This window comes from Wenyingzhuangia aestuarii, from assembly GCF_011927765.1.
Taxonomy (GTDB): domain Bacteria; phylum Bacteroidota; class Bacteroidia; order Flavobacteriales; family Flavobacteriaceae; genus Wenyingzhuangia; species Wenyingzhuangia aestuarii.
Window position 1 is genome coordinate 326,574 of record NZ_JAATJG010000001.1, and the last position, 23,738, is coordinate 350,311.

At 31.3% G+C, this 23,738-nt stretch carries 24 protein-coding genes; 10 read left to right on the forward strand and 14 right to left on the reverse strand.

All coding sequences use genetic code 11. The features are described 5' to 3' along the window. The first annotated feature begins 34 nt into the window (after window positions 1-34). The gene (locus GGR97_RS01410) at window positions 35-994 is read left to right on the forward strand and encodes an N-acetylornithine carbamoyltransferase (RefSeq protein WP_167896629.1); all 960 of its coding nucleotides are present in this window, start codon (window positions 35-37) and stop codon (window positions 992-994) included. A gap of 74 nt (window positions 995-1,068) precedes the next feature. Here GGR97_RS01410 and GGR97_RS01415 read toward each other — a convergent pair whose 3' ends face one another. Genes GGR97_RS01415 through GGR97_RS01425 form a run of 3 tightly spaced genes read right to left on the reverse strand, consistent with a single transcriptional unit; the run spans window position 1,069 to window position 3,737 of the window. After that, window positions 1,069-1,668 carry a hypothetical protein gene (locus GGR97_RS01415; RefSeq protein WP_167896630.1) on the reverse strand — a complete coding sequence of 200 codons (600 nt, stop codon included), beginning with the start codon at window positions 1,666-1,668 and terminating at the stop codon, window positions 1,069-1,071. Next, window positions 1,662-2,195 (reverse strand): hypothetical protein, encoded by a 534-nt coding sequence (locus tag GGR97_RS01420; protein ID WP_167896631.1) that lies wholly within the window; start codon window positions 2,193-2,195, stop codon window positions 1,662-1,664. Before GGR97_RS01420 ends, GGR97_RS01415 begins: the two co-directional genes overlap by 7 nt. A 12-nt stretch (window positions 2,196-2,207) precedes the next feature. Further along, entirely contained in the window at window positions 2,208-3,737 is a 1,530-nt protein-coding gene (locus GGR97_RS01425) for a hypothetical protein (protein ID WP_167896632.1), read from the reverse strand. Window positions 3,738-3,807: 70 nt separating this feature from the next. Here GGR97_RS01425 and argB point away from each other — a divergent pair, with 70 nt between their 5' ends. After that, window positions 3,808-4,587, forward strand: coding sequence for an acetylglutamate kinase (gene argB, locus GGR97_RS01430; protein WP_167896633.1), 780 nt, complete (start codon window positions 3,808-3,810; stop codon window positions 4,585-4,587). A gap of 105 nt (window positions 4,588-4,692) precedes the next feature. Next, complete coding sequence (locus GGR97_RS01435) at window positions 4,693-5,754, forward strand: M20 family metallo-hydrolase (protein ID WP_167896634.1); 1,062 nt, start codon at window positions 4,693-4,695, stop codon at window positions 5,752-5,754. Between the two features lie 85 nt (window positions 5,755-5,839). Here the strand turns inward: GGR97_RS01435 and ric are convergent, their stop codons facing one another. Together ric and GGR97_RS01445 are read right to left on the reverse strand one after the other, a co-directional pair. Continuing rightward, window positions 5,840-6,559 carry an iron-sulfur cluster repair di-iron protein gene (gene ric, locus GGR97_RS01440; RefSeq protein WP_167896635.1) on the reverse strand — a complete coding sequence of 240 codons (720 nt, stop codon included), beginning with the start codon at window positions 6,557-6,559 and terminating at the stop codon, window positions 5,840-5,842. A 50-nt stretch (window positions 6,560-6,609) separates the two neighbouring features. Next, window positions 6,610-7,044 (reverse strand): RrF2 family transcriptional regulator, encoded by a 435-nt coding sequence (locus GGR97_RS01445; protein WP_167896636.1) that lies wholly within the window; start codon window positions 7,042-7,044, stop codon window positions 6,610-6,612. 138 nt (window positions 7,045-7,182) lie between these two features. Here GGR97_RS01445 and argH point away from each other — a divergent pair, with 138 nt between their 5' ends. From argH to GGR97_RS01475, 6 genes are all read left to right on the forward strand, one after another. Next, on the forward strand, window positions 7,183-8,463 hold the full coding sequence (gene argH, locus GGR97_RS01450) for an argininosuccinate lyase (protein WP_167896637.1): 1,281 nt from the start codon (window positions 7,183-7,185) through the stop codon (window positions 8,461-8,463). Between the two features lie 153 nt (window positions 8,464-8,616). Continuing rightward, window positions 8,617-9,645, forward strand: coding sequence for a helix-turn-helix domain-containing protein (locus GGR97_RS01455; protein ID WP_167896638.1), 1,029 nt, complete (start codon window positions 8,617-8,619; stop codon window positions 9,643-9,645). A 96-nt stretch (window positions 9,646-9,741) separates the two neighbouring features. Continuing rightward, window positions 9,742-11,067, forward strand: coding sequence for a sensor histidine kinase (locus GGR97_RS01460; protein WP_167896639.1), 1,326 nt, complete (start codon window positions 9,742-9,744; stop codon window positions 11,065-11,067). Next, window positions 11,064-11,705 carry a response regulator gene (locus GGR97_RS01465; RefSeq protein ID WP_167896640.1) on the forward strand — a complete coding sequence of 214 codons (642 nt, stop codon included), beginning with the start codon at window positions 11,064-11,066 and terminating at the stop codon, window positions 11,703-11,705. Before GGR97_RS01460 ends, GGR97_RS01465 begins: the two co-directional genes overlap by 4 nt. Before the next feature lie 71 nt (window positions 11,706-11,776). After that, window positions 11,777-12,667 carry a hypothetical protein gene (locus tag GGR97_RS01470; RefSeq protein ID WP_167896641.1) on the forward strand — a complete coding sequence of 297 codons (891 nt, stop codon included), beginning with the start codon at window positions 11,777-11,779 and terminating at the stop codon, window positions 12,665-12,667. A gap of 33 nt (window positions 12,668-12,700) precedes the next feature. Continuing rightward, a complete protein-coding gene (locus GGR97_RS01475) occupies window positions 12,701-13,804 on the forward strand; it encodes a hypothetical protein (RefSeq protein WP_167896642.1) in 1,104 nt (367 codons plus the stop codon). A 59-nt stretch (window positions 13,805-13,863) separates the two neighbouring features. On the opposite strand, the gene GGR97_RS01480 is transcribed toward GGR97_RS01475, so the two are convergent. Together GGR97_RS01480 and GGR97_RS01485 are read right to left on the reverse strand one after the other, a co-directional pair. Further along, window positions 13,864-14,073 carry a CDGSH iron-sulfur domain-containing protein gene (locus GGR97_RS01480; protein WP_167896643.1) on the reverse strand — a complete coding sequence of 70 codons (210 nt, stop codon included), beginning with the start codon at window positions 14,071-14,073 and terminating at the stop codon, window positions 13,864-13,866. Window positions 14,074-14,134: 61 nt separating this feature from the next. After that, the gene (locus tag GGR97_RS01485; protein ID WP_167896644.1) at window positions 14,135-14,356 is read right to left on the reverse strand and encodes a CDGSH iron-sulfur domain-containing protein; all 222 of its coding nucleotides are present in this window, start codon (window positions 14,354-14,356) and stop codon (window positions 14,135-14,137) included. Between the two features lie 76 nt (window positions 14,357-14,432). Between GGR97_RS01485 and GGR97_RS01490 the strand changes: the two genes are divergently transcribed. Beyond that, entirely contained in the window at window positions 14,433-14,984 is a 552-nt protein-coding gene (locus GGR97_RS01490) for a YbhB/YbcL family Raf kinase inhibitor-like protein (protein ID WP_167896645.1), read from the forward strand. Window positions 14,985-15,058: 74 nt separating this feature from the next. On the opposite strand, the gene lpdA is transcribed toward GGR97_RS01490, so the two are convergent. The 7 genes from lpdA to GGR97_RS01525 all read right to left on the reverse strand — a co-directional run bounded on the left by lpdA (window position 15,059) and on the right by GGR97_RS01525 (window position 23,735). Next, entirely contained in the window at window positions 15,059-16,462 is a 1,404-nt protein-coding gene (lpdA, locus tag GGR97_RS01495) for a dihydrolipoyl dehydrogenase (protein ID WP_167896646.1), read from the reverse strand. 109 nt (window positions 16,463-16,571) lie between these two features. Beyond that, the gene (locus tag GGR97_RS01500; RefSeq protein WP_167896647.1) at window positions 16,572-17,207 is read right to left on the reverse strand and encodes a CPBP family glutamic-type intramembrane protease; all 636 of its coding nucleotides are present in this window, start codon (window positions 17,205-17,207) and stop codon (window positions 16,572-16,574) included. 10 nt (window positions 17,208-17,217) lie between these two features. Beyond that, window positions 17,218-17,652: a DUF6146 family protein gene (locus GGR97_RS01505; RefSeq protein ID WP_167896648.1), complete on the reverse strand. Its 435-nt coding sequence runs from the start codon at window positions 17,650-17,652 to the stop codon at window positions 17,218-17,220. 90 nt (window positions 17,653-17,742) lie between these two features. Further along, window positions 17,743-18,558, reverse strand: a complete 816-nt coding sequence (locus GGR97_RS01510) for a T9SS type A sorting domain-containing protein (RefSeq protein ID WP_167896649.1) — start codon at window positions 18,556-18,558, stop codon at window positions 17,743-17,745. After that, a complete protein-coding gene (gene lnt, locus GGR97_RS01515) occupies window positions 18,555-20,060 on the reverse strand; it encodes an apolipoprotein N-acyltransferase (RefSeq protein WP_317165735.1) in 1,506 nt (501 codons plus the stop codon). The genes GGR97_RS01510 and lnt overlap by 4 nt, the downstream gene beginning before the upstream one ends. 259 nt (window positions 20,061-20,319) lie before the next feature. Further along, the gene (locus tag GGR97_RS01520; protein WP_167896651.1) at window positions 20,320-22,368 is read right to left on the reverse strand and encodes a M3 family metallopeptidase; all 2,049 of its coding nucleotides are present in this window, start codon (window positions 22,366-22,368) and stop codon (window positions 20,320-20,322) included. 5 nt (window positions 22,369-22,373) lie between these two features. After that, complete coding sequence (locus GGR97_RS01525; RefSeq protein ID WP_167896652.1) at window positions 22,374-23,735, reverse strand: DUF58 domain-containing protein; 1,362 nt, start codon at window positions 23,733-23,735, stop codon at window positions 22,374-22,376. Window positions 23,736-23,738: the final 3 nt, after the last annotated feature.

Here is a 23,738-nt window from a genome sequence, read left to right on the forward strand (position 1 = left end):
AACAATTACACGATTCAAAGAATCCCATATTTATATGAAACACTACTTATCCATTCACGATTTACCAAGTATTAAAGACACGGTAAAAGAAGCGATTGAAATCAAAAAGAATCCATTAAAAGACCAGACTTTAGGAAAAGATAAAACCATTGGTTTGTTGTTTTTTAATAACAGTTTGCGTACGCGTTTAAGTACTCAAAAAGCAGCGTTAAACTTAGGAATGGAGCCTATTGTAATGAATTTTGGTTCAGAAGGATGGCAGTTAGAGTTCGAAGATGGAACCATTATGGATCAAGGAAAATCTGAACATGTAAAAGAAGCGGCTGAGGTAATTTCTCAATATTGTGATATTATCGCTATTCGTGCATTTGCAGGATTAGAAGACAAAGAAAAAGACGAAGCAGAAGAAGTGTTGTCTGCCTTTGTAAAATATGCTACTGTGCCTATTTTAAATATGGAATCTTCTGTGGGGCATCCATTGCAAGCCTTGGCAGATGCTATTACGATTGAAGAGCACAGACCAGCTAAAAAGAAATTAAAAGTGGTATTGTCTTGGGCACCGCATCCACGTGCTTTGCCTCATGCAGTAGGGAATTCTTTTGCAGAAATGGCTTTGGCTCACGAAGATGATTTTGAAGTAGTCATTACCCATCCAAAAGGATATGAATTAAACCCGGAAAGAACCAAAGGAGCAACTATTGAATACGATCAAAAGAAAGCTTTTGAAGGAGCAGACTTTATTTATACTAAAAACTGGTCGTCTTATAACGATTATGGAAAAGTTGCAAATACAGATAAATCTTGGACAATTACAGCAGATAAAATGGCCGTAACAGACAATGCCAAATTTATGCACTGTTTACCGGTTCGTAGAAATGTAATTGTGGCTGATGAGGTAATTGATTCTGAAAATTCAATCGTTATCAAACAAGCAAATAACAGAACTTATTCTGCGCAAGTTGTATTAAAAAAGATTTTAGAGAATTTAAAATAAGGTCATCGATAGGTGGTTACAGAACGTAGTCGAAGTATATTTGTTATATACCTCGACTGTGTTTGTGTACCAATTTAATAAATGGAATTTTTGTTAATTTCCTTTAAAATTTTTTTTGCTAAATAGTGGGTGTTAAAATTACTTATAAAATTATTTTTTTTATCAGAAGATTCAACTTCTACAGCAAAGCATGAAAGGTTGTATATTAACTTTGAATTGGCTAAATCATAAATACGAATATTAAACTGAATCTCATTGGAACGAGTTTCATGAATTCCTATTTTTTGCTTCGTAATATTTTGGTTGAAAATGTTTTTAACGGAAGGTACAATGATATAATCATGTTTTGTTAGTTCTCTAATTATTTTAAGATCTTTTTTAGATAGCTTTTCTTTGATAGGAAAGGGAAAAACATATTGACCTTTGTTGTTCTTTAATGTCTCAATTTGCATTAATCGACCCTTTAAAAAAGAATTTAAAGGGTGATTTTTAAATAAGTTATCAGAATCAGTATTAATGATTTTTTGATTTGAAATCAACCATTTTCCTTGTCTAAAATCAATAGTTTTATTGTTACTATTATAATCAAAAGAAGTGTATATGTTTTTTTGAAAAAAACAGGAAATTAAACAATTAATGATTATTGTGTAGATGAATATTTTTTTTATTACCATCCTAACCCAAATCTTAAGTGAATATTGATTGAAGATTCGAAATTGTTAGTCTTAAAATTACGTTGAATACCAAGTCCAAAACCTGTTTCATAGTTTAGGGAATTGTTAATATTTCTTCTAATTCCCCAAGTGATATTACTTTTTAGAATATTGTTTAGGTTGTATTCTTCTCTTTGATTGTTTTTAATAATATTATCTAAATAATATTTAGTCTGAAGACTTATAAAATTAGCACTATTGTTTTTAATGTCTTTTCCTTTGATTTGTCTTTTCTTAATATTATAGTACCATTTAGGCTCAATAGTTATAGATGGATTTGCTATAAAAAAGTTTTTACCAAAACCAATATCTGTTCCTATTTCTGTTCTTAATACTGTATTGTGTATAAGTTGAGTTTCATTGTATGCCCATATTCCGTATACACCTATTTGACCTCCATAAATATTTTTTTCAACTTTGCTTTCTTGTGAGTAAGAAAGCAAAGTGAAAAAACATAAAATAAATGTAATTTTATTATAGTTTTTCATGATAATTTAAAATTAATTTGAACCAATAATTCTTTTACCGTACCACCTACCATTATATAAAGCTGCACCATAAATATCAAAACTTTTTATTTCTTGAATTGTTTTGTAATTTGAAAAAGAAAAATTACTAAAACTAAAATTACCTCCTAGGGTGTGAGAATATCCAATCATAAATCCTAAGTCTATATATTTTTTAATACTATTGTCGCCAGATTTAATATGTTTTATATTACCAATAGTATATAGTTGATTCCAACTATCTTGATTACGTATTTTAAAAGCTGGTTCAGATGTGTTTTTTAAGACATTAGATAGTTGCTTTATCCCATTTTTTAATTGCTGTTGAGCTAAATTATTAATGGATTTATATAAATCTATTTTTGTATAATCTAAATGAATTTCATTAAAAAGAGGGACTTTAAGATTGATGTTAATGATGTTGTTCGGGATATCTACATTTGCTGTATTTAAAGGAAAACTATATATTCTTTCTTTGGAGACTTCTTTACCATAAGAGTCATAATATCTATTATAATACTCAAATTGATATGTATCGTTACTCCAATCGTTGTTGAAGTTATATATGGATGGTTTTTTTCTAATAAGACTCATGTTGTTGATACCTAACTGGACTTTTGAAGGGTATGATTTTTCCCAAAAAGTCCATCTCCAAACTTTTCTTTTTTTCTGAAATCTAACCTCCATTCCAGTAGAGTTAAATAAAAGATAGTTGTTGTCCCAATATTTTATTTTAACTCTTCTATTGTTTGGTGTGTAAACATATGTTGTGTGATTAATTCCTATTTTTTTCTCCCATAAACTATTTCTTCTTTCCTCGTCATAATCTAAATTGGATGAGTTTTCAAATGTCATTTCACTATCATTACTATTTCTCATAGATGTTAATGGATGCTTAGTCTCATTCTTAATCTCGCCTATTTGGCTGTAATCGGAAATTATATTATTTTGAAGATTAAGTTTAATAAAAGTTACATTATTTTTAGCCTCTTTAATTAAAGATTTTCTAGAATTATTATGGTCTACTATTGGTTGTATATATACACCTTCAGATGTGTAACGGTATAGTTTATTGTCAATTATTAATTCTCTATTTTTATTTAGTAAAACTTGAAAATTTGGATCAAGTATGATTGTTTCTTCAAAGACTATTTCATCTTCGTTGTTTAAATAGAATTTTTCAAGATATTTTAATCTTTCATCATCGTTTTCAAAATACGGCTTAAGTGGTATAAAGCCAGATTGTATATTAGGTTTTACATATTGATTATAATATTTCTCTGGAGTTAATAGTTTTATAGATTCTATTTCTTTAAGGAATTCATTTTTATTATTAAAAGAAATTTTGTTGTCTACAAATTGTAAGTTTTTTATACTTGATACTTTTGTAGGTTTACCTTCTATCAATTCATTGTTTTTAGAACAGGAGGTACTAAATAAAAAATGACTGAGTATTAGTAAATGTATAAGATACCACGTTCTTTGTTTCTTTGTTTCTTTGTTTCTTTGTTTCTTTGTTTTCATAACAATTTTAAATTTTAGTTAAAATTTTTTTCTACGAATATATAAATCAATTAATAATTTTACCATCAATATGAAAAAAAAACTAACCATCGTAAAAGTAGGAGGAAACGTAATTAACAATGCAGAGGCATTGGAAAATTTTTTAACGGATTTTGCTGCTTTAGAAGGAAATAAAATATTGGTTCACGGAGGTGGAAAACGTGCTACTCAATTGGCAGGTGATTTAGGTATAGAAGCCAAAATGATCAACGGACGTAGAGTGACTGATGAAGCAACTATTGAAATTGTAACCATGGTCTATGCAGGTTTGTTAAACAAAAACATCGTAGCTACGTTGCAAAGTAAAAACTGTAATGCCTTGGGATTGTCGGGTGCGGATGGGAATTCTATCCAGGCTCACAAACGCGTGGTGGTAGATGTAGATTACGGTTTTGCTGGAGATGTTGATGGTATCAACGCACAAAACATTGCTACGTTTATCAATGGAAAAATGACTCCTGTTTTTTGTGCCATTACGCATGATGGAAAAGGGCAGTTGTTAAATACCAATGCAGATACGATTGCAAGTACCATTGCTGTAGGAATGTCAGATTTATATGATGTTTCTTTGGTGTATACATTCGAGAAAAATGGAGTGTTGACTTCTGTAGAGGATGATGATTCTGTTATTACAGACATCAACTCAGAAAAATATGCACAGTTAAAAGCAGATGGAATTATTGCAGATGGAATGTTGCCTAAAATGGAAAACTGTTTCAATGCTTTACAACAAGGAGTGTCAGAAGTAATTATAGGCAACCCAACGGTAATTAAAAATAAAAAACAATTGTTTACAACGTTGACTATGTAGTTTTTAGTTCATAGTTCTTGGTTCATGGAGGTTTATTTTAGTTGAACAAAGAACCACTGTGTCATTTCTAAGAACTAAAAACTAATAGCCAAGAACCAAAAGAAAATGATAGAAACATTACAAAAAGAAGCTTTAGAATTATTACAAACCTTAATTCAAACCCAATCTTTTTCCAAGGAAGAAGAACCTACTGCCGAAATTTTATCAAATTGGTTAACGGCTAGAGGAGTGGAGGTAAAAAGAGATTTGAATAATATTTGGGCTACCAACAAATATTTTGACGAGAGCAAACCTACTGTTTTATTAAACTCACATCACGATACGGTAAAACCCAATCAAGCATATACAAGAGATCCTTTTGAAGCCAAAATAGAAGGAGATAAATTATACGGATTAGGTTCTAATGATGCTGGAGGCTGTTTGGTAGGATTAATGTCTGCTTTTGTGTATTTCTACAATCAAGAAAATTTAAAATACAATTTTGTATTGGCTGCTACGGCCGAGGAAGAAATTTCTGGTGAGAACGGAATTGCCTACATGCAAAACATCATGCCTAAAATAGATGTGGCTATTGTGGGAGAACCTACCTTGTTAGATTTGGCTATTGCAGAAAAAGGATTGGTGGTTTTTGATGGAAAAGTAACGGGAACTCCTGGGCATGCTGCGCATATTCCAAATCATCAAAACCCAATATTTAAGGCTTTAAAGGATTTAGAGTGGATCAATTCTTATAAATTTCCCAAAGTATCTCCTTTTTTAGGAGAGGTAAAAATGACGGTTTCTCAAATCAATGCAGGGAATCAACACAATGTAGTCCCTTCAGAATTAACTTTTGTGGTAGATTGTAGGGTTACAGATCAATATACCAATGCAGAAATTGCAGAAATTATTGCTGAACATACCGAGTGTGATGTTATTCCTCGTTCTTTACGATTAAACTCCTCATCTATAGATCCAAATCACGACATCGTAAAATCGGGTATTGCTTTAGGGAAAAATACTTATGGTTCTCCAACCTTGTCAGATCAGTGTAGGTTAACTTGCCAATCTGTAAAAGTAGGACCAGGAGACTCTTTACGTTCTCATTCAGCAGATGAATTTATTTATGTACAAGAAGTTTATGATGGTGTGGCGTTTTATATTGATTTACTAACTAGAATAGTATAATCAATAACTAACAGAATGCAAAAGCCCAAACAGTAAATGTTTGGGCTTTTGTGTTTATAGTAAAAATGAATCATCAAGTGTTGGTCTAAACATATTCAATTTCCTTTTCTAGGGCAATGGCTTTTGGAAATAAAATGTTGTTTTCTAAATGAATGTGCATATGCAAATCTTCTTCAAATTCTTTGAGCATTGCAAATACCACTTTGTATGTATTACAGGCTTCTTTAGGTGGTGTATAATCATTACTTAAAGCGGCAATTTTTCTAAAGCGTTCCCCTTCATTGTCGTGTTCGTGTTTCATACAATCAATAGGGTTTTCTAAAGTTTCAAAAAAAGGTTTTTCAATAGGATTTCCTTTAACCATAGCAATCTGTTTGGCAAACGGAAATACAATCGCTTCTTCTTTTTGCATGTGAGCGGTTAATTCTTCTGCAGAGGCTAAAAATAAATCTCTAATTTCTAACAATTCAGGATGATGTTGCCCGTGTACAGTAGCTACTTTTTTAAGGTATTGACTAATTTCTGGAATTTTAGCAACTACATATCGGTGATGTTTTTTCTGAATATAATCAGCTAACAAATCAAGATCCCAGGATTGAAAATCTGTAATGTGATCAACATTAGAGTTGGGTAGGTTGTTTAATTCCTCTAGAATTTTTTTAACATTCAGTCTTTTTTTCTCACAAGCCTGTGCAATGGTTCTGTCTCCGTTGCAACAAAAATCTATTTTATGAGCTTTAAAAACAGAGGCTGTTCGGTAGTTTTGAGCGACCAATTCTCCTATAATTTGATGTGCTAGTATCATATGGTTTTATTTTAATTGGATGTTTTTATCCGATTTATATTCAAATTTTTTTAAATCTTTAAATGAGTTAATCCTTCCGCTAAGCCTAAACTTAATTTCAGGATACTGGTATTCTCTAACATTTCTTTTAAATTAGCTCTTATGGCTTTAAATTCATGATGGATAGGACAAGGTTTATTTTCGTTACATTGATGCAAGCCCAACCCACAACCACTATATATTTTAGGGCCGTCTATGGCGGTTACAATTTCTAAAAGAGTTACGTTTTTTTGTTTTTCAGCATCTAAAACATAACCACCATTAGCTCCTTTAATAGAAGTTACAATTTTACCTTTGGCTAAGGATTGTAAAATTTTAGCAGTAAAAGCTTCGGGAGATGCTATAGCTTGTGCAATATCTTTTACACTACATCTACCTCCAGCATTGGTTTGTTTGGCAATATGTAATGTGGCTTTAATACCGTATTCGCAAGCTTTTGAAAACATAATTTTCTTTTTAAGTAGTACAAATATACGAATAAAATCAATAGAGGACTAAATCATCCGATATTAAATTTTAAATCCTCTCACTTTTAACATTACAACCTAAAAGAGTATCTTTGCGCTCATACAAAAAGAACCATTATGAAACTTTGGGACAAAGGATATGCTACCGATAAAAAAATTGACATTTTTACTGTAGGAAACGATAGAGAATTGGATTTGCAACTAGCTAAGTACGATGTGCTTGGAAACATTGCACAGTCTAGAATGTTAAACGCTATTGGAACCATTACAGATGAAGAATTAGAAGGATTAGTAGCAGAGTTAAACAATATTTTAAAAACAGTTGAAGGCGGTACGTTTACCATTGAAGACAGTTTTGAAGATGTACACTCAAAAGTAGAGTGGTTGTTAACAGAAAAATTAGGAGATGCAGGAAAGAAAATCCACACAGCACGTTCTCGTAATGATCAAGTTTTGTTAGATGTGCATTTGTATTCAAAAGATGCCCTTTTAGAATTAAAAGATTGGACAAAAAAATTGTTTGATTTGTTAATTGAATTGGCAGAAAAATATAAAAATCACTTATTACCTGGTTACACACATTTACAAGTAGCCATGCCTTCTTCTTTTGGAATGTGGTTTTCTGCTTATGCAGAAAGTTTAATTGATGATGTGTACTTTTTAGATGCTGCTTACAAAGTGGCGGATCAAAATCCATTAGGTTCTGCAGCAGGATATGGTTCTTCTTTTCCTATTGATAGAGAAATGACGACCAAAGAACTTGGGTTTTCTGCTTTAAAAGTAAACTCAGTAGCAGCTCAAATGGGACGTGGTAAATTAGAAAAATCTATTTCTTTTGCCATTGCAAGTGTATCGGCAACTTTGGCAAAAATGAGTATGGATATTTGTTTGTATATGAGTCAGAATTTTGGTTTTGTTACCTTTCCTGATGAGTTAACAACAGGTTCTAGTATTATGCCTCACAAGAAAAATCCAGATGTTTTTGAATTGATTCGTGGAAAGTGCAACAAGTTACAAGCATTACCTTACGAATTAACTTTAATCACCAACAATTTACCAAGTGGATATCACAGAGATTTACAATTGGTGAAGGAAGGATTAATTCCATCGGTATCTACCTTAAAATCTTGTTTAGACATGATGGTGTTTTCTTTAGAAAATATTATTGTAACAGAAAATATTGTACAAGATGATAAGTACAAATACATTTTTAGTGTAGAAGAAGTAAATGCATTGGTACAAGCGGGAACTCCGTTTAGAGATGCTTATAAAATTGTAGGTGCTAAAATTCAGAACGGTGAATTTAAGCCGAACTTAGAAGTAAAACACACACATATTGGTTCTGTTGGAAACTTAGGTTTAGACAGAATTGTAGCTAAAATGGAGGCTTGTTTTTAGAATAAGCATTTAAAACAACATTTGTTAAAAAGAGGAAGATGGTTTATCTTCCTCTTTTTTTGATTTATGGAATTTTTAAATAGCATAGCAAGCATTCAAATTTTGTTTTTCTTTTTTCTATTATTTAGGAAAGAGAATATATTGAATAGACTTTTGGCTCTTATTATTTTAATACCAGGGTTTAATTTTATTTCTAATACAATTAATCTGTTAGGGGGTAGTGCCAATGCTCCTTTTTTATACGGAAGCCTTTTCTTTTTTGTGCAAGGAACTTCTATGTTGTTTGCACCCTTAGTGTTTTACTATACAAGCTTAATGTGTGGTAAAAAAGTAAAACTAACCTATGGCTTGTTTTGGGTAACAGGATTGATTATTTGCTATAATTTTTATCAGTTTTTAGAGTTTTTTAGTTTGCCTGAAAACTTAAAGATTCAATTTCTAGAAGGCCTTAAAAACGAAGAGTTCCCTATGGGGCAATTGGTGATTAATTTGTTGTTTATTATAATGCAACAAGTTTATTTCACAATAGCTGCTATTAGAGTTTTTAAGTTTAAGAATAAAATAAAAGATGTGTTTTCTACAAGAAGTACGCTTAAAGTAGGCTTTGTTCAAAATTTTATTACCCTAGTTTGGGTGTTAAACATTATAAGTTTGATTTTATATGCGACAATTCCAATGTATTTGGTAGAGTATATTGTACTGCCTTTGGTAATTATTTGCATCAACTTTTTTATTGTTTATTTTGCTTTTGAATACCGAGTAATTTTTAACAAAGACACCTATGCCATTTTTTTAAAAGATTTAAAATTATTGGATTTAAACAACATACAAGACTCCAAAATAGAAATTAGCAAACGAGAGTTACACGCAAATGATATTATGGAGTTTTTAAAAAGTAATAAAACGTATTTAAATCCAGATTATACCATTTTTGATTTGGCAAAAGATTTAAATACCTCTCAGCAATTAGTTTCTTCAATTATTAATAAAGAAATGCAACAATCTTTTTCTAGATTGATAAATCATTACAGAGTAGAAGAGTCTAAAGTTCTTTTAAAAGAAAAATCAGATACAATTACTATAGAAGCTATCTCTGAACTTTCTGGATTTAAAAGTAGAGCTTCTTTTTACAGAGCTTTTAAAAATGAGACACAACAGACTCCTTCTCAGTATTTATCGTAGTTTAACTGTCTCAATCCTATTTTTTGAGACATCTTTTTCTAACTTTTGTAAATAGGATTATTTTTCATAAAATACTTTTACCATTCATTGTATTTTATGAATTTGGTAGAGCTACTTAGTCATCCTAATGAAAACGGTATTTTAGAATTTGTTCTAGGAGTACTTTTCATATTATCTATTTATCATTTGTTTTTGTTTTTTCAGAACAAAGACAAGGCTTATTTGTATTATTCGTTATATACGTTCTTAACCATTTTTGGTTACATCTGTTTGGCCAAAAACAATATTACTTCACAAATTATAGCTCCAATTCAAAGTAGTTTAGAAAAATTTGATGTGTATTCTAAGTTTCTTTACAATGCTATGTATTTTGTGTTTGCGTTTGAATTTGTAGGAATTAGCAGCAAATCTAAAAAATGGACTCAATACATTTTTTATCCCTTAATTTTTATTGTTTTTGTGGGAACTGTAGCACAAGTTATTTCTTTAATAACCCAGAATAATAGCTATATTTTTAACACGTTTCATCTGTTTTTTATACCCGCCATTTTTGTGCCTACAATTATTGGGTATATAGCTTTGTTTAAGTTTTCATTTATAGGTAAAAGTTATATTATTTGGGGTTCTTTTATTTTGTTCATAAGTTCTATGACAGGGGTTTTGTTGCATCATGTTCTAGGGAGCGATGAAACAAATGAAATACGATTTACAGTTTTTTACATAGGTTTAATTTTAGAAAACATTTGTTTTTCACTAGCCATAGGTTACAAGCACAAATTGGTTTTAGAACAGAACCAAAAAAGAGAGCAATTGTATTTGCAAAAAATGTTAAACAGCCAAGAAGAAGAAAGAATACGAATAGCCAAAGAACTACACGATGGTATTGTGCAAAAAATAGGAACGGTTATTTTGTGCATGAGAAATAATGTAAAAAATTTATCCGAAGAAAAACGAACAACCATTGTTTCTGAATTGTCTTACATAAACCAAGATTTAAGAAACGTATCTCATAGAATGATGCCAAAAGCATTGACAGATCTAGGGTTGAAATTTGCATTGATGGATTTGCTAGAATCTAGTTTTCAGTATACCGATATTGGTTTTGAGTTTAATGATTTTAACGTAGATCATAGATTCGATTCTAAAATAGAACACAATTTATACAGAATATCTCAAGAACTTATTCAAAATATCATCAAACACAGCAAAGCCAAAAGAGTTTCTTTTTTGTTGTTAAAAAACAAAACTAATGTGCTGCTAAAGGTAGAAGATGATGGAGTAGGTTTTCCTGTTTTAGAATTAAAAAAAGGAGTAGGATTAGACAATATTCAAACAAGAGCAACCTTGTTACAAGGAAAAGTTTCAATAGAGTCTAATCTTGAAAAAGGAACAATAATAACGGTTAAAATTCCATGGAAATGATAAAAGTTTTAGTAGCCGATGATCATCCGTTAATGGCACAAGGTATTAAAAATAGCTTAGCAACAACAGCAGAAATACAGGTAGTAGCCATTGTTAGCAACGGAAAAGAAGCAATTGATTTTTTAGAGCAAAATAAGGTTGATGTTATTTTGTTAGACATTGAAATGCCCGAAATAAATGGAATCGATTGTGCAAAATATATTTTAAAACACAACATTTCTACTAAAGTTATTATGTTGTCTATGTATCAAGAAAAATCAATTGTAAAAATGTTGTACGATGTTGGAGTAAATGGTTATTTGTTAAAAACAACCACATCATCTGTATTAATAGATGCAATTATAGAAGTACAAAAAGGAGATAAAATTTTTGAACAAAATTTTACAGATTCTACATCTAGTCAATCAAAAATACTGAATACAGCCAATCAAAATCAAAAAATAGTAAAAGAGTTGTCTAAAAGAGAAATAGAGGTTTTAAAAGAACTTTCTAAAGGGTTTACCAATAAAGAAATAGGAGAAAACCTTTGCATAAGCCCAAGAACTGTAGATACGCACAGAACCAATTTAATGAAAAAAATAAATGTACATAACGTAGCAGGTCTTATAAGGTTTACTTATGAAATGGGCTTGTATTAAAAATACGGTAAATACCGTATTTACAAACGTTGTTTTAAGCCATTCCTTTGTTTCTAAAATTAACTATTATGATGAAAAAACCATTTTTTTTTAAACTATTTTTATTCTTAAGTCTATTTTTAAGTGTGTTAACAAGTTGTTCATCTGATGAATCTGACAACTCCATAGACACCAAAGAATTAACTACTGCACAAACAGAGTTTATGGACCTTTTAAAATCTAAATATCCTACCCAAGTAGTTCAGTTTAACACAGAAACGGCCATAGAAAATGCTCCTTTTGTAACCAATCAAAAATTAACGTTTACATTTTCAAGTTCTGGAATGTTGTTTATAGATACCAATCCAGCAAAAAATGATGGAGATGAAATTGAGTTGCTTGTTTTTACTATAAGCGGAAAAGAATATGTTTGGAAAGATGCTAAAAACGATGTGTCTTATGCGTTGTCTTTAACCACAGAAAATTTTATAAATGAAGTCAATGTTTTTAAAACATCAACCAATACGTTATATGCTTCTTTAATAACTGTAGTAACAGATATTGTAACAGAAAATCCTGGAGAAAACAAAATAGAATCTTATTACTTTTTTACAGATGATAATATAGAATGTGCACCAGTATCACAAAGCAAACCCTTGGTATCTACTGTGCATATTATTTCCAAGCCATGTCAATCAAGCAGTGCTGCTTTAACCTTTTATTTCGATTTAATGAAATCGATCAATACAGGAACTTACACAGTTTTAGCATCTGAAGGAATTAATGTAACCCCAGGAGCTGGAAAAGTAACCATTGTTTTTTATAGCCACGATTCTAAAACTTGGTTTGCACAATCGGGAACTGTTACGGTAACCACTAATAGTAACGATGAATCTAAAATAGATGTAACGTTTAAAGACTTGGTAATGAAAGCAGAAGATGGAACAGAAACTACATTTACAGGTCAGATTATAGGGGTGTAAAAACAACAATAAGCAACAACTAAAACTAAAAACATGAAAACAAGATTACTATTAATTGCTATGTTGACTATTTCATTAGCAAATGCTCAACAAATTTCAGAGGTAAAACTAAAAACCAGAGAGTTTGGATTAAAGAAAGCAAAAAAAGAAACTAAAAAAGTATTTATAAAATCGTTTAATATTTACTATGAAGTTTATAAAGAAGCCGTTGATTATAAAAACGGATACAATGGAACCAGAGGTAAAAAAGTAGGATCTGCTACAGCAAGAGCCGCTGTTGGATTAGATGGTGTTCAAAAAGATGACATTCAGGAAAAAACAGATTTATTATACAAGGAATTTGTAAATGATTTTACATCTAAAGGTTATGAAATAATTACTGCTGATGAAGCAAGCAAAATAGAAACTTTTGAGGGGTGGGAAAAAGCAACAGGACCTTTTGTAAGAGAATCTGAATTGCCAGGAGTGCTAACTTGTGTTCCTAATGGATATTCATATTTATTTAAAAACAGATCTAAGGTATCAAAAAAGTTAAATCAAATTTTTAAAGGTCTTAAAACTCCCGTTATTTCTAAAGAGTTAGACAATGCTTTGGTAATAGATGTTAACGTGTATATTATGTTTTCTGAAATTGCATCTAAAGGTTTTAATTTAGGAAGTTTAGACAAAGTAGCCAAAGTAAAAATAAATACAAATTTAAGATTGGCTAATAATTACACAGTACAATCACCTAAAGAACCAACCAAATTAGGAGTGTTTGGGAGTATAGGTATTAAAGGAGCTATGACATCAAAAAATATTACTTCTTCTGTAGATGTTGTTTACGGAAAAGCAAAAATAGCAGCAAGTGCTATAGGTCAATATAACGGAGGAATTAAAAAGTCTATCGAGATTCAAGGAGTGATGAAAAAAGACAAGATAAGAGCTTACCAAAAACAACAAACCGTAGTGCCAACTTCTTTTTCTAATAACTATCAGCAAATAGGGGGAATGACTTTAGTAACTGTGGAAAACAGATTTTCTAAAAATGCAACCTGGATAAAAGTAGACAGTAAAAAATACGCAGAAGGATTGTACAATGCAAGTAGTGCATTTTTAAAGGCAAATACAGAGGAAATTTTAGATAAAGTTAATTAATGTTTTAGGTGAACAAGGGAACAAAAAGCCTATGAAGTTTTCTTCATAGGCTTTTTTATTTATGAGTTGTGACTTCCATCACAATAGGGTTTGTTACTGCTTTTACCACATCCACACAAAGCAACATCACCATCTTCTTCGGGTGTAAATAAAATAGGTTTTCCTCCGCCTTTGGTTGCATGAGCACTATCACAAAATGGCATTACTTGTGAATGTCCACAAGTACAATATTTATACGTTTTTCCTTTTTTTAATTCTATTACAGGCATTTATAAGTTGTTTTTGTTAAGTATTAAAACTAACCAGAAATAACTTTAGAAAGACTATAAATTAATGCGATCCATCACAGTAAGGAGCATCTTTAGTACTACCACAGGTGCATAAAAATGTCTTTTCATTTTTAGGTACTTTAAACAGCAAAGGTTTGTGTTGTGTTCCTTTATGGCTACCATCACAATAAGGTTTGGTTATGCTGTGATTACAAGTACAATATGCATAGGTTTTATCTTTAATAAGATAACAGGCTTTGGGTGTGGGAATAGGTTTGTTCATATAGGAATAATATAAAACACAAATTTAGGACTGTTTCTTAAGGATTACTAACTTTAGGGAACTAAAATAAAATCATATGAAACTAAAATTATATCAATTTAGTCTTGTTTTGTTCTTGTTAGGAAGCACTTTGTTTGCTCAAAAAACATTTACATTAACAAGTAAAACATTGGGAGGGCAAGGAACCATTACAGAAGAATTTAATGGGTTTGGATGTACGGGTAAAAATGAATCGCCACAATTGTCTTGGAGTAATGCTCCAGAAGGAACTAAAAGTTTTGCAGTTACCATGTACGATCCTGATGCTCCTACGGGAAGTGGATGGTGGCATTGGGTAGTATTTGATATTCCTGCAAATGTAAACGAGTTGGTGAGCAATGCTGGAAATATAGCGTTAAAATTAGCTCCCAAAGGTGCTGTGCAAAGTATTACAGATTATGGAAAACCTGGTTATGGTGGTCCTTGTCCGCCAGAAGGACATGGAGTGCATCAGTATATAATTACAGTCCACGCTTTAAAAACAGATACATTAGGTTTAGATACAAATACAAACCCTGCTACAGTTGGTTTTTATTTGTGGAACAACACGCTTGCCAAAGCTAGTATAGTGACGTATTATAAAAGATAATTACGAGTTATTCGTATAAAAAATCCCTCTTGAATTTTCAAGAGGGATTTTTTTAGGTTTGTATTTTAAATTTTTTAAGCATGAATAGCTCTGTCTGCAGTAGCAGCCAAACAAGCTTCTTTGATAGCTTCTGTATAGGTAGGGTGTGCATGGGACATTCTAGCAACATCTTCTGCCGATGCTCTAAATTCCATAGCAACCACGGCTTCTGCAATCATATCTGCAGCACGCGCACCAATCATGTGAACTCCTAAGATTTCATCGGTAGTGGCATCTGCTAAAACTTTTACTTGTCCATCCGTATCCATAGAAGCTCTTGCTCTACCCAAAGCTCTCATGTTAAAAGAACCCGATTTGTAAGCAATACCCTCTTCTTTTAATTGCTCTTCTGTTTTACCAACAGCGGCAACTTCTGGCCAAGTATACACAACACCTGGGATTAAGTTGTAGTTAATATGTGGCTTTTCACCAGCAATAATTTCCGCAACCATGGTTCCTTCTTCTTCTGCTTTGTGAGCCAACATAGCACCTTTTACTACATCACCAATGGCATAAATGTTCTCGATGTTGGTTTGCAAATGGTCATTAGTTTCTATTTGTCCTCTTTGAGTGGTTTTAATTCCAATATTGTTCAATCCTAATCCTTTGGTAAAAGGAACACGACCTACAGAAATTAAAGTATAATCTCCTTCAAAAACAACTTCTTCTCCTTTTTTGTTGTCAGCTGTTACTTTTACACCATCTCCTGTATTGGTTACCGATGTTACTTTGTGGCTTACAAAGAATTTAAGTCCTTGTTTCTTTAAAGATTTTTGCAATTCTTTAGATAACATAGCATCCATTCCAGGAACAATTTTAGGCATGTATTCTATCACAGAAACTTCTGCTCCTAAACGTTTGTAAACTTGTCCTAATTCCAGTCCAATGACTCCACCACCAATCACGATTAAGTGTTTTGGGACTTCTTTTAATTTTAAAGCTTCGGTAGATGTAATGACTCTTTCTTTATCAATATTAATGAAAGGTAAAGATCCTGGTTTAGATCCTGTAGCAATAATGGTTTTTGCAGATTCAATTTTTTCCACAGAACCATCATTTTTATGAATGTTGATGTGTGTCGTATCAAAAAACTCTCCACGACCTTCGTACACATCAATTTTATTTTTATCCATTAAGAAATTGATTCCAGATGAAGTTTGAGAAACAACCTCAGCTTTACGTTCAATCATCTTAGGAAAATCTAAGGTAATATTGTCAACCCCAATTCCGTGTTTGTCAAAATGAGACAAGGCATCGTGGTAGTGGTGAGACGAATCTAATAATGCTTTAGATGGAATACATCCTACATTTAAACAAGTACCACCCATAGTGCTGTACTTTTCTATAATAGCAGTTTTTAATCCTAATTGTGCGCAACGTATAGCTGCTACATATCCTCCGGGTCCAGAACCGATTACGGTTACATCGTACTTGTTCATGAAAGTTTTTTTTTCTTATGAATAACAAAAGTAAATAAAAGAGCGCAAGAGTTTTAATCAAACATCATCAAATAACGTTTTTCTGCTTTTTGTTGATTTTTTAGTTATTTTAAATAGGAAAGCCTAACATTTTTCCCATACCTACAGTAAATAACCAGCCTCCGTAAATAAGATGTTCTACACTAACCCAAAACATAGATTTGGTTTTGTGGTAGGTATATGCAAATAAATAACCTCCAATAAAGGTAATTCCTAAAACTAAAAAGCTTTGAAACATAAGGTGAGCAATAGAAAAAACAAAAGCATTTACCAAAAAGAAAATTGGTGAGTTTTTAAAAAGAAATCTATATCGTTGGAAATAAAAAATCCGATAGAGGAATTCTTGAGGAATTACAGATAAAAAAGTATAGATAAAAATCATCTCGATCCATAAAATTGGACGGGTTAAAATAGATTTAAACAATAAGTTTGGATCCATAGATAGCACATACAAAATAGTTGCAATAGCTATTATAAGCCAACGTAAACTTACTTTGTACCAAAACTGACGAGGTTTAACTTGTTTTCTTTTTTTAAAGAGTTTTTTTCGGTGTTTATAACTTAGATAAATAATATAGATGGCAACAAACGGAGCAAAACTAAGTCTAATGCTTAAAGGAATACTGTTAATTCCCAATAAAATAGGATAGAGAATAAAGAGTAGAATTAGTTCTATACTTCTTTTTAAACGTTTAGTTAGTTTCATAAACAATGCTTTACTTGGCATTGGATAAGTTTTGACGATACTTTTGTTGAAAATATAGAAAGTAGTTGTAAAGCAAATAATTAACCTCGTAGCCATAATTAATGTTAGAGTCGTAATTTATTTGCATAGTATACAAATCTGAAGAGTAAGTTAAGGGTTGACTAGCTCGTATATTCCAAGTAGTCACAAATTGAAGGTTTTTATTTTCTAAATAAGCTTGATTGTAAAACCCTCTTTGTTTGGCGGTACTGAGTAACCAAAAATTAAAACCAGGGTCTATAATAATAATTTCATAGTTAGATGCTTTATGAACAATTTTAATGGTGTCTGTTACACTAATATCTTTGGGAATCTGTTTTTGGCTAGTTGGTTGATAAGAACTGCAATGAAATGCAGTAATTAACAAAATAAATACACAAAGAGTTTTTAAAATTTTAGAAAACATAATCTACGATTTTCTTTAAAATTACAAAAAAAGAGCTGTTTATCAATTGGATAAACAGCTCTTAAGGTTGATTTATTGTATAAGTAAAAATTACTCTTTAACAATTTTAAAAATAGCTTTTTTATTGTTTTTAGTAGAGATAGTAACAAAATAGATTCCAGAATTCAAAGACTCAGTATTTAAAGTAGTTGAGTTACCTTCTAATATTTTTTGTCCTGAAATATTATGAACAACTACATTTGTAATTTTATTTTTACTCTCAATGTTAAGAGTATTGTTTATAGGGTTGTTGTAGCTAAAACTACCTGGTTCTAAAGTATTGTTATTTAATGTAGTTGGATCTACAAGGGTTAATGATGCTAAGGTGCTTCCCGCTGTATCAGTTAATCCGTTAAGACGAAAATAATATGTGGTGTTGATAGCATCCTCTGTAGGTTTTATAACAAATTCAAGTTCTGTGTATGTTGCATATGATAAAGAGTAGCCACGAGTAATATTAGAGCCTGCAGGAGGGGCTTCTTTAACACCAGCAGGCTGGAAAGATTCAGTACCAAATTGTTGGGTTGTAGCTTCTCCGTCTGTTAGGTTTGGAGAGTCTACATAAATAAAATGACTATCCGTATTATCTAATTCTTTCGTTGTGGAGTTTAAGTCTGTGGAGTATATAATTTTTGGATTAAAACCAGCATTACGTTTAGCATTATCATAATTATATATTTGAACTCGAAGCCTTATAATTGAGTTTCCATCATTGGCAATGGTTATAGGGGCATTCATATTAGCTTTCCAGGTAGCAGTTGTTTCATTTCCATCATCGTTTCTCCAACGGTAAGCTGTTTGTCTAATGTCAGCACTGGCAGTGTAAATACCAATAAAAAATAGTAAATAAAGTAATTTTGTTTTCATAACTGTAAAAATTTAAAGTGAATAGAATAATTGATTATTAATAAGGCAATCAATAAGTAAATAAATCCTAAAGGATGTTTACTCATTAAGGTTTTGTTGCTGTTTGCCTGTAAGGTTCCATGTATTACGGTAGGTTTATTTCTTTGGGTGTATTGAGGAATATTTCCATTGCTTTTAATAATAGCATTGTAGCCACAATTGTTGCTAATAGCCATGTCTTTTCTATACTCAACAGCAAGTAATCGGTTGTAATAAAAATGATGTTTGGCAACATAAGAATCTTTAAACCAACCATCGTTGCTAAGGTTAAAGAAGAAATGAACATTGTTAGTTTTGATTTGTTTTAAAGCAGCTTGTTCTATAGTAGATTCGTTACATATTAACGTACCTGCATTGCCAAAGGGAGTGTTAATAATATGATTTGTTAATGCTTTTTTTACAGTAAACTCGTTACCATTAGCCATGGGAAGTAGAAAACCTAAGAAAGGAACTTCGGTTCCTTTTACAGGAGTTTCCTTATGGTATTTTCCTGTAATCTTTTCTTGCTTAAAATAATATGCAGAATTGTAGACTTCTTTTTGGTTGGCGGTTGTTAATATTCCTAAAACATTAGTGGTGTTTGTGTTTTTAGAAATTTTTAATATTTCATTTAACAAATCATCTTTTTCACTATAAGTCCATGGTATCGTAGACTCTGGCCAAATAATAAAATCAGGACTACTTTTGATAGCTTCTCTACTAATGGAAAAATAATCTTTAGCCATTTGGTTCACCTTAGCTTGGCTCCAATTTGTGTTAGGGTCTGTGTTGGCAGATACAGATGCTACTTTAAAAGGCTGTTTTATATTTTGTGGTTGATAGCTTTTGTAGGTAATAAAACTAATAGCAAAACAAATGAAAGGAATAGTGATACCTTTTAATAAAGAGATTTTTGTTTTTAACAATAAAAAATCTGCGAACAATATATTGGTTAATATTACAACAAAGGTTAATAGGGAAAGTCCTCCAATAGGAGCTAATTGAATTAGATAAATGTTTTCACATAAAGGAAATCCTATACGATAGCTATGAAATGGGAACCCTTTAAGAACTAAGGCTAAAATAAATTCTCCTAATACCCAGATAGCAGCAATAGTTATGCGATTTATGAAACAGTAGCATTGAGAAGTGCTGTTATTAAACCATGTAAACTGGCTTATCCAAAAGAGGAGTGAGAAATAGACTCCTGAAAAAGAACAACTAAAAAACAAAAATAAAATAGCCAATCCTATAGCTTTACTAGAGTAGTTTATAAAGCCATTTGTCATCCAAAAATAGAGACATAAAGAATATAGAAAACCAAAAACAAACCCTAGTAATATCGCTTTTCTCTTTGTTAGAGATGTTAAGCAATAAAAAACAGGAACAAAACTAATAAAGGATAACAAATAGTGCATCTTCATAAGTGTGAAAGCACTAAATACTGCGGAAAAAAGAATTAATAATATTTTATGTCTTAGCATAATGAATGTCTTTTTTGAAAAGATCCTTTTCTAATTGAAATCACCAAACATGAAATTTAATAATTCATAAATGTATTTGATTTTTTTTTTCTTGAATAGCCCAATCGGGTATATCATTAGCCCAATCGGATATTTTTGTGTTTTAACTTGTTTTTTAAAAACAAGTTTGATTAGCTACTAATCCTTGTTTAAAAGAAAAAAGAAAAGGACAATTTGTTTTACAAATTGTCCTTTTTAAAGGGGGTGAAAAAATGTTTATTTACAACAATCCTGCTCTTTTTAGTAAAGCATCGGGTTTGGGCTCGTGACCTCTAAATTGTTTGTACAATTCCATTGGTTTTTGGGTTCCTCCTTGGCTTAGTACAAAGTCTTTAAATTTAGTAGCGGTTTCTTTGTTAAAAATTCCAGTTTCTTTAAAGTATTCAAATGCATCGGCATCCAAAACTTCTGCCCATTTGTAAGAATAGTAACCCGCAGAATATCCTCCTTGAAAGATGTGAGAGAAAGCGGTACTCATACAATTTTCTGCAACATCAGGGTACAATTGCGTGCTTTTAAAAGCTTCTTTTTCAAATTCTTTTACACTTTTTGTTACATTACCGCTGTCAAAACTATCCGGGCTTTGTCCGTGCCATGCCATGTCTAAAAGACCAAAACTCAATTGTCTTAACGTTTGTAGACCTTCTAAAAAGTTTGATGCTTTTTTAATTTTCTGGATCAACTCAATAGGAATAATTTCTCCTGTTTTGTAATGCTTGGCAAAGAGCTCTAAAGCCTCTTTTTCAAAACACCAGTTTTCCATGACCTGACTTGGTAATTCTACAAAATCCCAAGAAACCGATGTTCCAGATAAACTTGGATAGGTGGTGTTGGCTAGCATACCGTGCAAAGCATGTCCAAATTCGTGAAACAAAGTAGTTACTTCGTTAAAAGTTAACAAACTAGGTTTGCTTGCTGTAGGTTTGGTAAAATTACAAACAATAGAAATGTGAGGTCTAGAGTTTTCGCCATCTAAAATCCATTGGCTTTTGTAGCCCGTTTTCCAAGCTCCGTTTCTTTTTCCTGGTCTAGGATGAAAATCAGCATAATAAACCGCTATAAAATTGCCTTTCTCATCGGTAACTTCATAGGTTTTAACATCTTTATGATATTTTTCTATATTGTTTACTTCTTTAAAGTGCAATCCGTACAAGCGTTTGGCAATTTCAAAAGAACCGTTAATTACGTTTTCTAATTGAAAATAAGGTTTTAAAATTTCCTCATCAAAGTCGAATAGTTCTTGTTTTAATTTTTCACTGTAATAAGCACCATCCCATTTCTGAAAATCTTCAATTCCATCTTTTTTACGAGCAAAGTCTTTTAGTTGATTGTATTGTTCTAAAGCTTTAGGTTTTGCTTTTTGCAACATGTTTTCTAAGAAATTGGTTACTTTATCAGCAGATTCAGCCATACGCTCTTCTAAAACAAAATGAGCATGACTTTTGTAACCTAATAATTGAGCTCTTTTACAACGTAATTCTACAATGCGTAAAACAATTTTTTCGTTATTGTTTTTATTGTCTTGAAATCCTTTTTTTCCGGCAGCAATGGCCATTTCTTTTCTTAAAGATCTGTTATCAGCATACGTTAAAAAAGGAATGTAGCTAGGGAAGTCTAAGGTAAACACCCAACCTTCTTTGTTTTTGTCTTTGGCTGTTTGGGCAGCATCTTCAATAGCACCTTCTGGCAAACCACTTAGGTCTTTTTCATTACTGATATGCAGTTCGTAGTTTTGTGTTTCTGCCAATACATTTTCCCCAAAAGTTAAAGAGAGTTTAGAGAGTTCAGTGTCTATTTTTCTTAATTCCTCTTTTTTGTCATTATTTAAATTAGCTCCGTTACGAGAAAAACCTTTGTATTTTTTTTCTAATAAAGTTTGTTCCTCAATAGTTAAGTCTAAAGAATCACGTTGCTCATAAATTGCTTTTACGCGTTTAAACAATTCCTCATTTAAACTAACATCGTTAGAAAAAGCGGTTAAAATAGGAGAAACCTCTTGTGCAATTTTTTGCATTTCATCGTTGGTTTCTGCCGAGTTTAAATTGAAGAAAATAGAAGAAATTCTACTTAAGGTGTGACCAGAAAAATCTAAAGCTTTAATGGTGTTTTCAAAAGTAGGGGCTTCGCTATTATTGGTAATTTCATCAATTTCTTCTTTTGCCTTTTTAATGGCTTGTTCAAAAGCAGGTTGATAGTGTTCGTTTTTTATTTGCTCAAAAGGAGCCGTACCGTAAGGTGTGTTAAATTCTTGTAAAAGTGGGTTGCTCATATTTTTTAGATTAATCCTTTAGATTTAATTTCTATATACTTGTTAATGGAATCTATAGTAAGGTTTTCTGGAGTTGTTAAAATAGAGTTTACTCCGTATTTGCTTAATTCTAGCACCATTAATTCTTTGTCGTAAATAAATTTTTCTGCGACAGTTTTTTGGACAATTTCTTGTTCTGTACTTACTTTTTTATTGGCAAGTTTTAAAATTTCTGTATTCTTAAAGAAAATAACAATTAGTAAATGACTTTTGTTAATGGCTCTAAGATAACTCATTTGCCTTTCTAAGGCATCCATACTATCAAAATTGGTATAAAGCAGTAGCAAGCTACGTTGCCTTATGTTTTGTTTTATAGCACTGTATAAAATTCCAAAATCTGTTTCTTCGTAATTTGTTTTTACATTGTATAGAGATTCCAAAATCATACCTAATTGATGATTTCTTCTTTCTGCTGACACATAGTCATTGATGTTTTTAGAAAACGAAAACAAACCTGCTTTGTCTTGCTTTTGAATAACTACATTACTTACAATTAACGATGCATTAATGGCATAATCTAATAAGCTGAGTCCGTTAAAAGGCATTTTCATGGTTCGTCCTCTGTCAATTAACATATAAATGTTCTGAGCTTTTTCATCCACAAATTGATTGACCATTAACTGATTTTTTTTAGCCGTAGCTTTCCAGTTAATGTCTTTAATATTATCGCCTTGTACGTATTCCTTAATTTGTTCAAATTCAAAAGAATTTCCAATTCGTCTTACTTTTTTAATTCCGTAAGCAGAAGATAAACTGTTGATGGTTTTTAAATCAAACTGCTTTAATTTTAAAAAAGAAGGATATGTTTTGGTAACCGTTTCTTGTCCTAAAACATATTTTTTAGTCACCATATTTAAAATAGAATGCACAAAAACATGGGTGTGTCCAAAATGATATGCTCCTCTTTCTGTAGGAACTAAATCATAAGAAAGTGTTTTAGAACTCTGTGCCCTTAGTTTGGTGTGGATGCTAAAATCTCTAATTTGAAATTGAGCAGGAAGTTCATCAATAACTTCTATAAAAACATCTAGAGGATAGTTGTTTTTTAGTTGAATATTGATGGTGTTTTGGTCTCCGTTAGATAATTTTTCGGGTAGTGTTCTAGTGGCTTCAATTCCATTTTGAATTCTAAAAACTAAGTAAATATCAAAACAAACAATTCCTATAAAAACTACAAATAGCAATTGGCTAAGAAGGTAGAGTTCTTTGATGAAAAAACTAAGAACAAACAAAACCACAAATCCAGACAATAGGTAAAAGAACAAATTGTTTAGATAAATGCTTTGATAAGCCTTTTTTAGTTTGTTTAGAAAAGAGGTTTCTTGCATAGA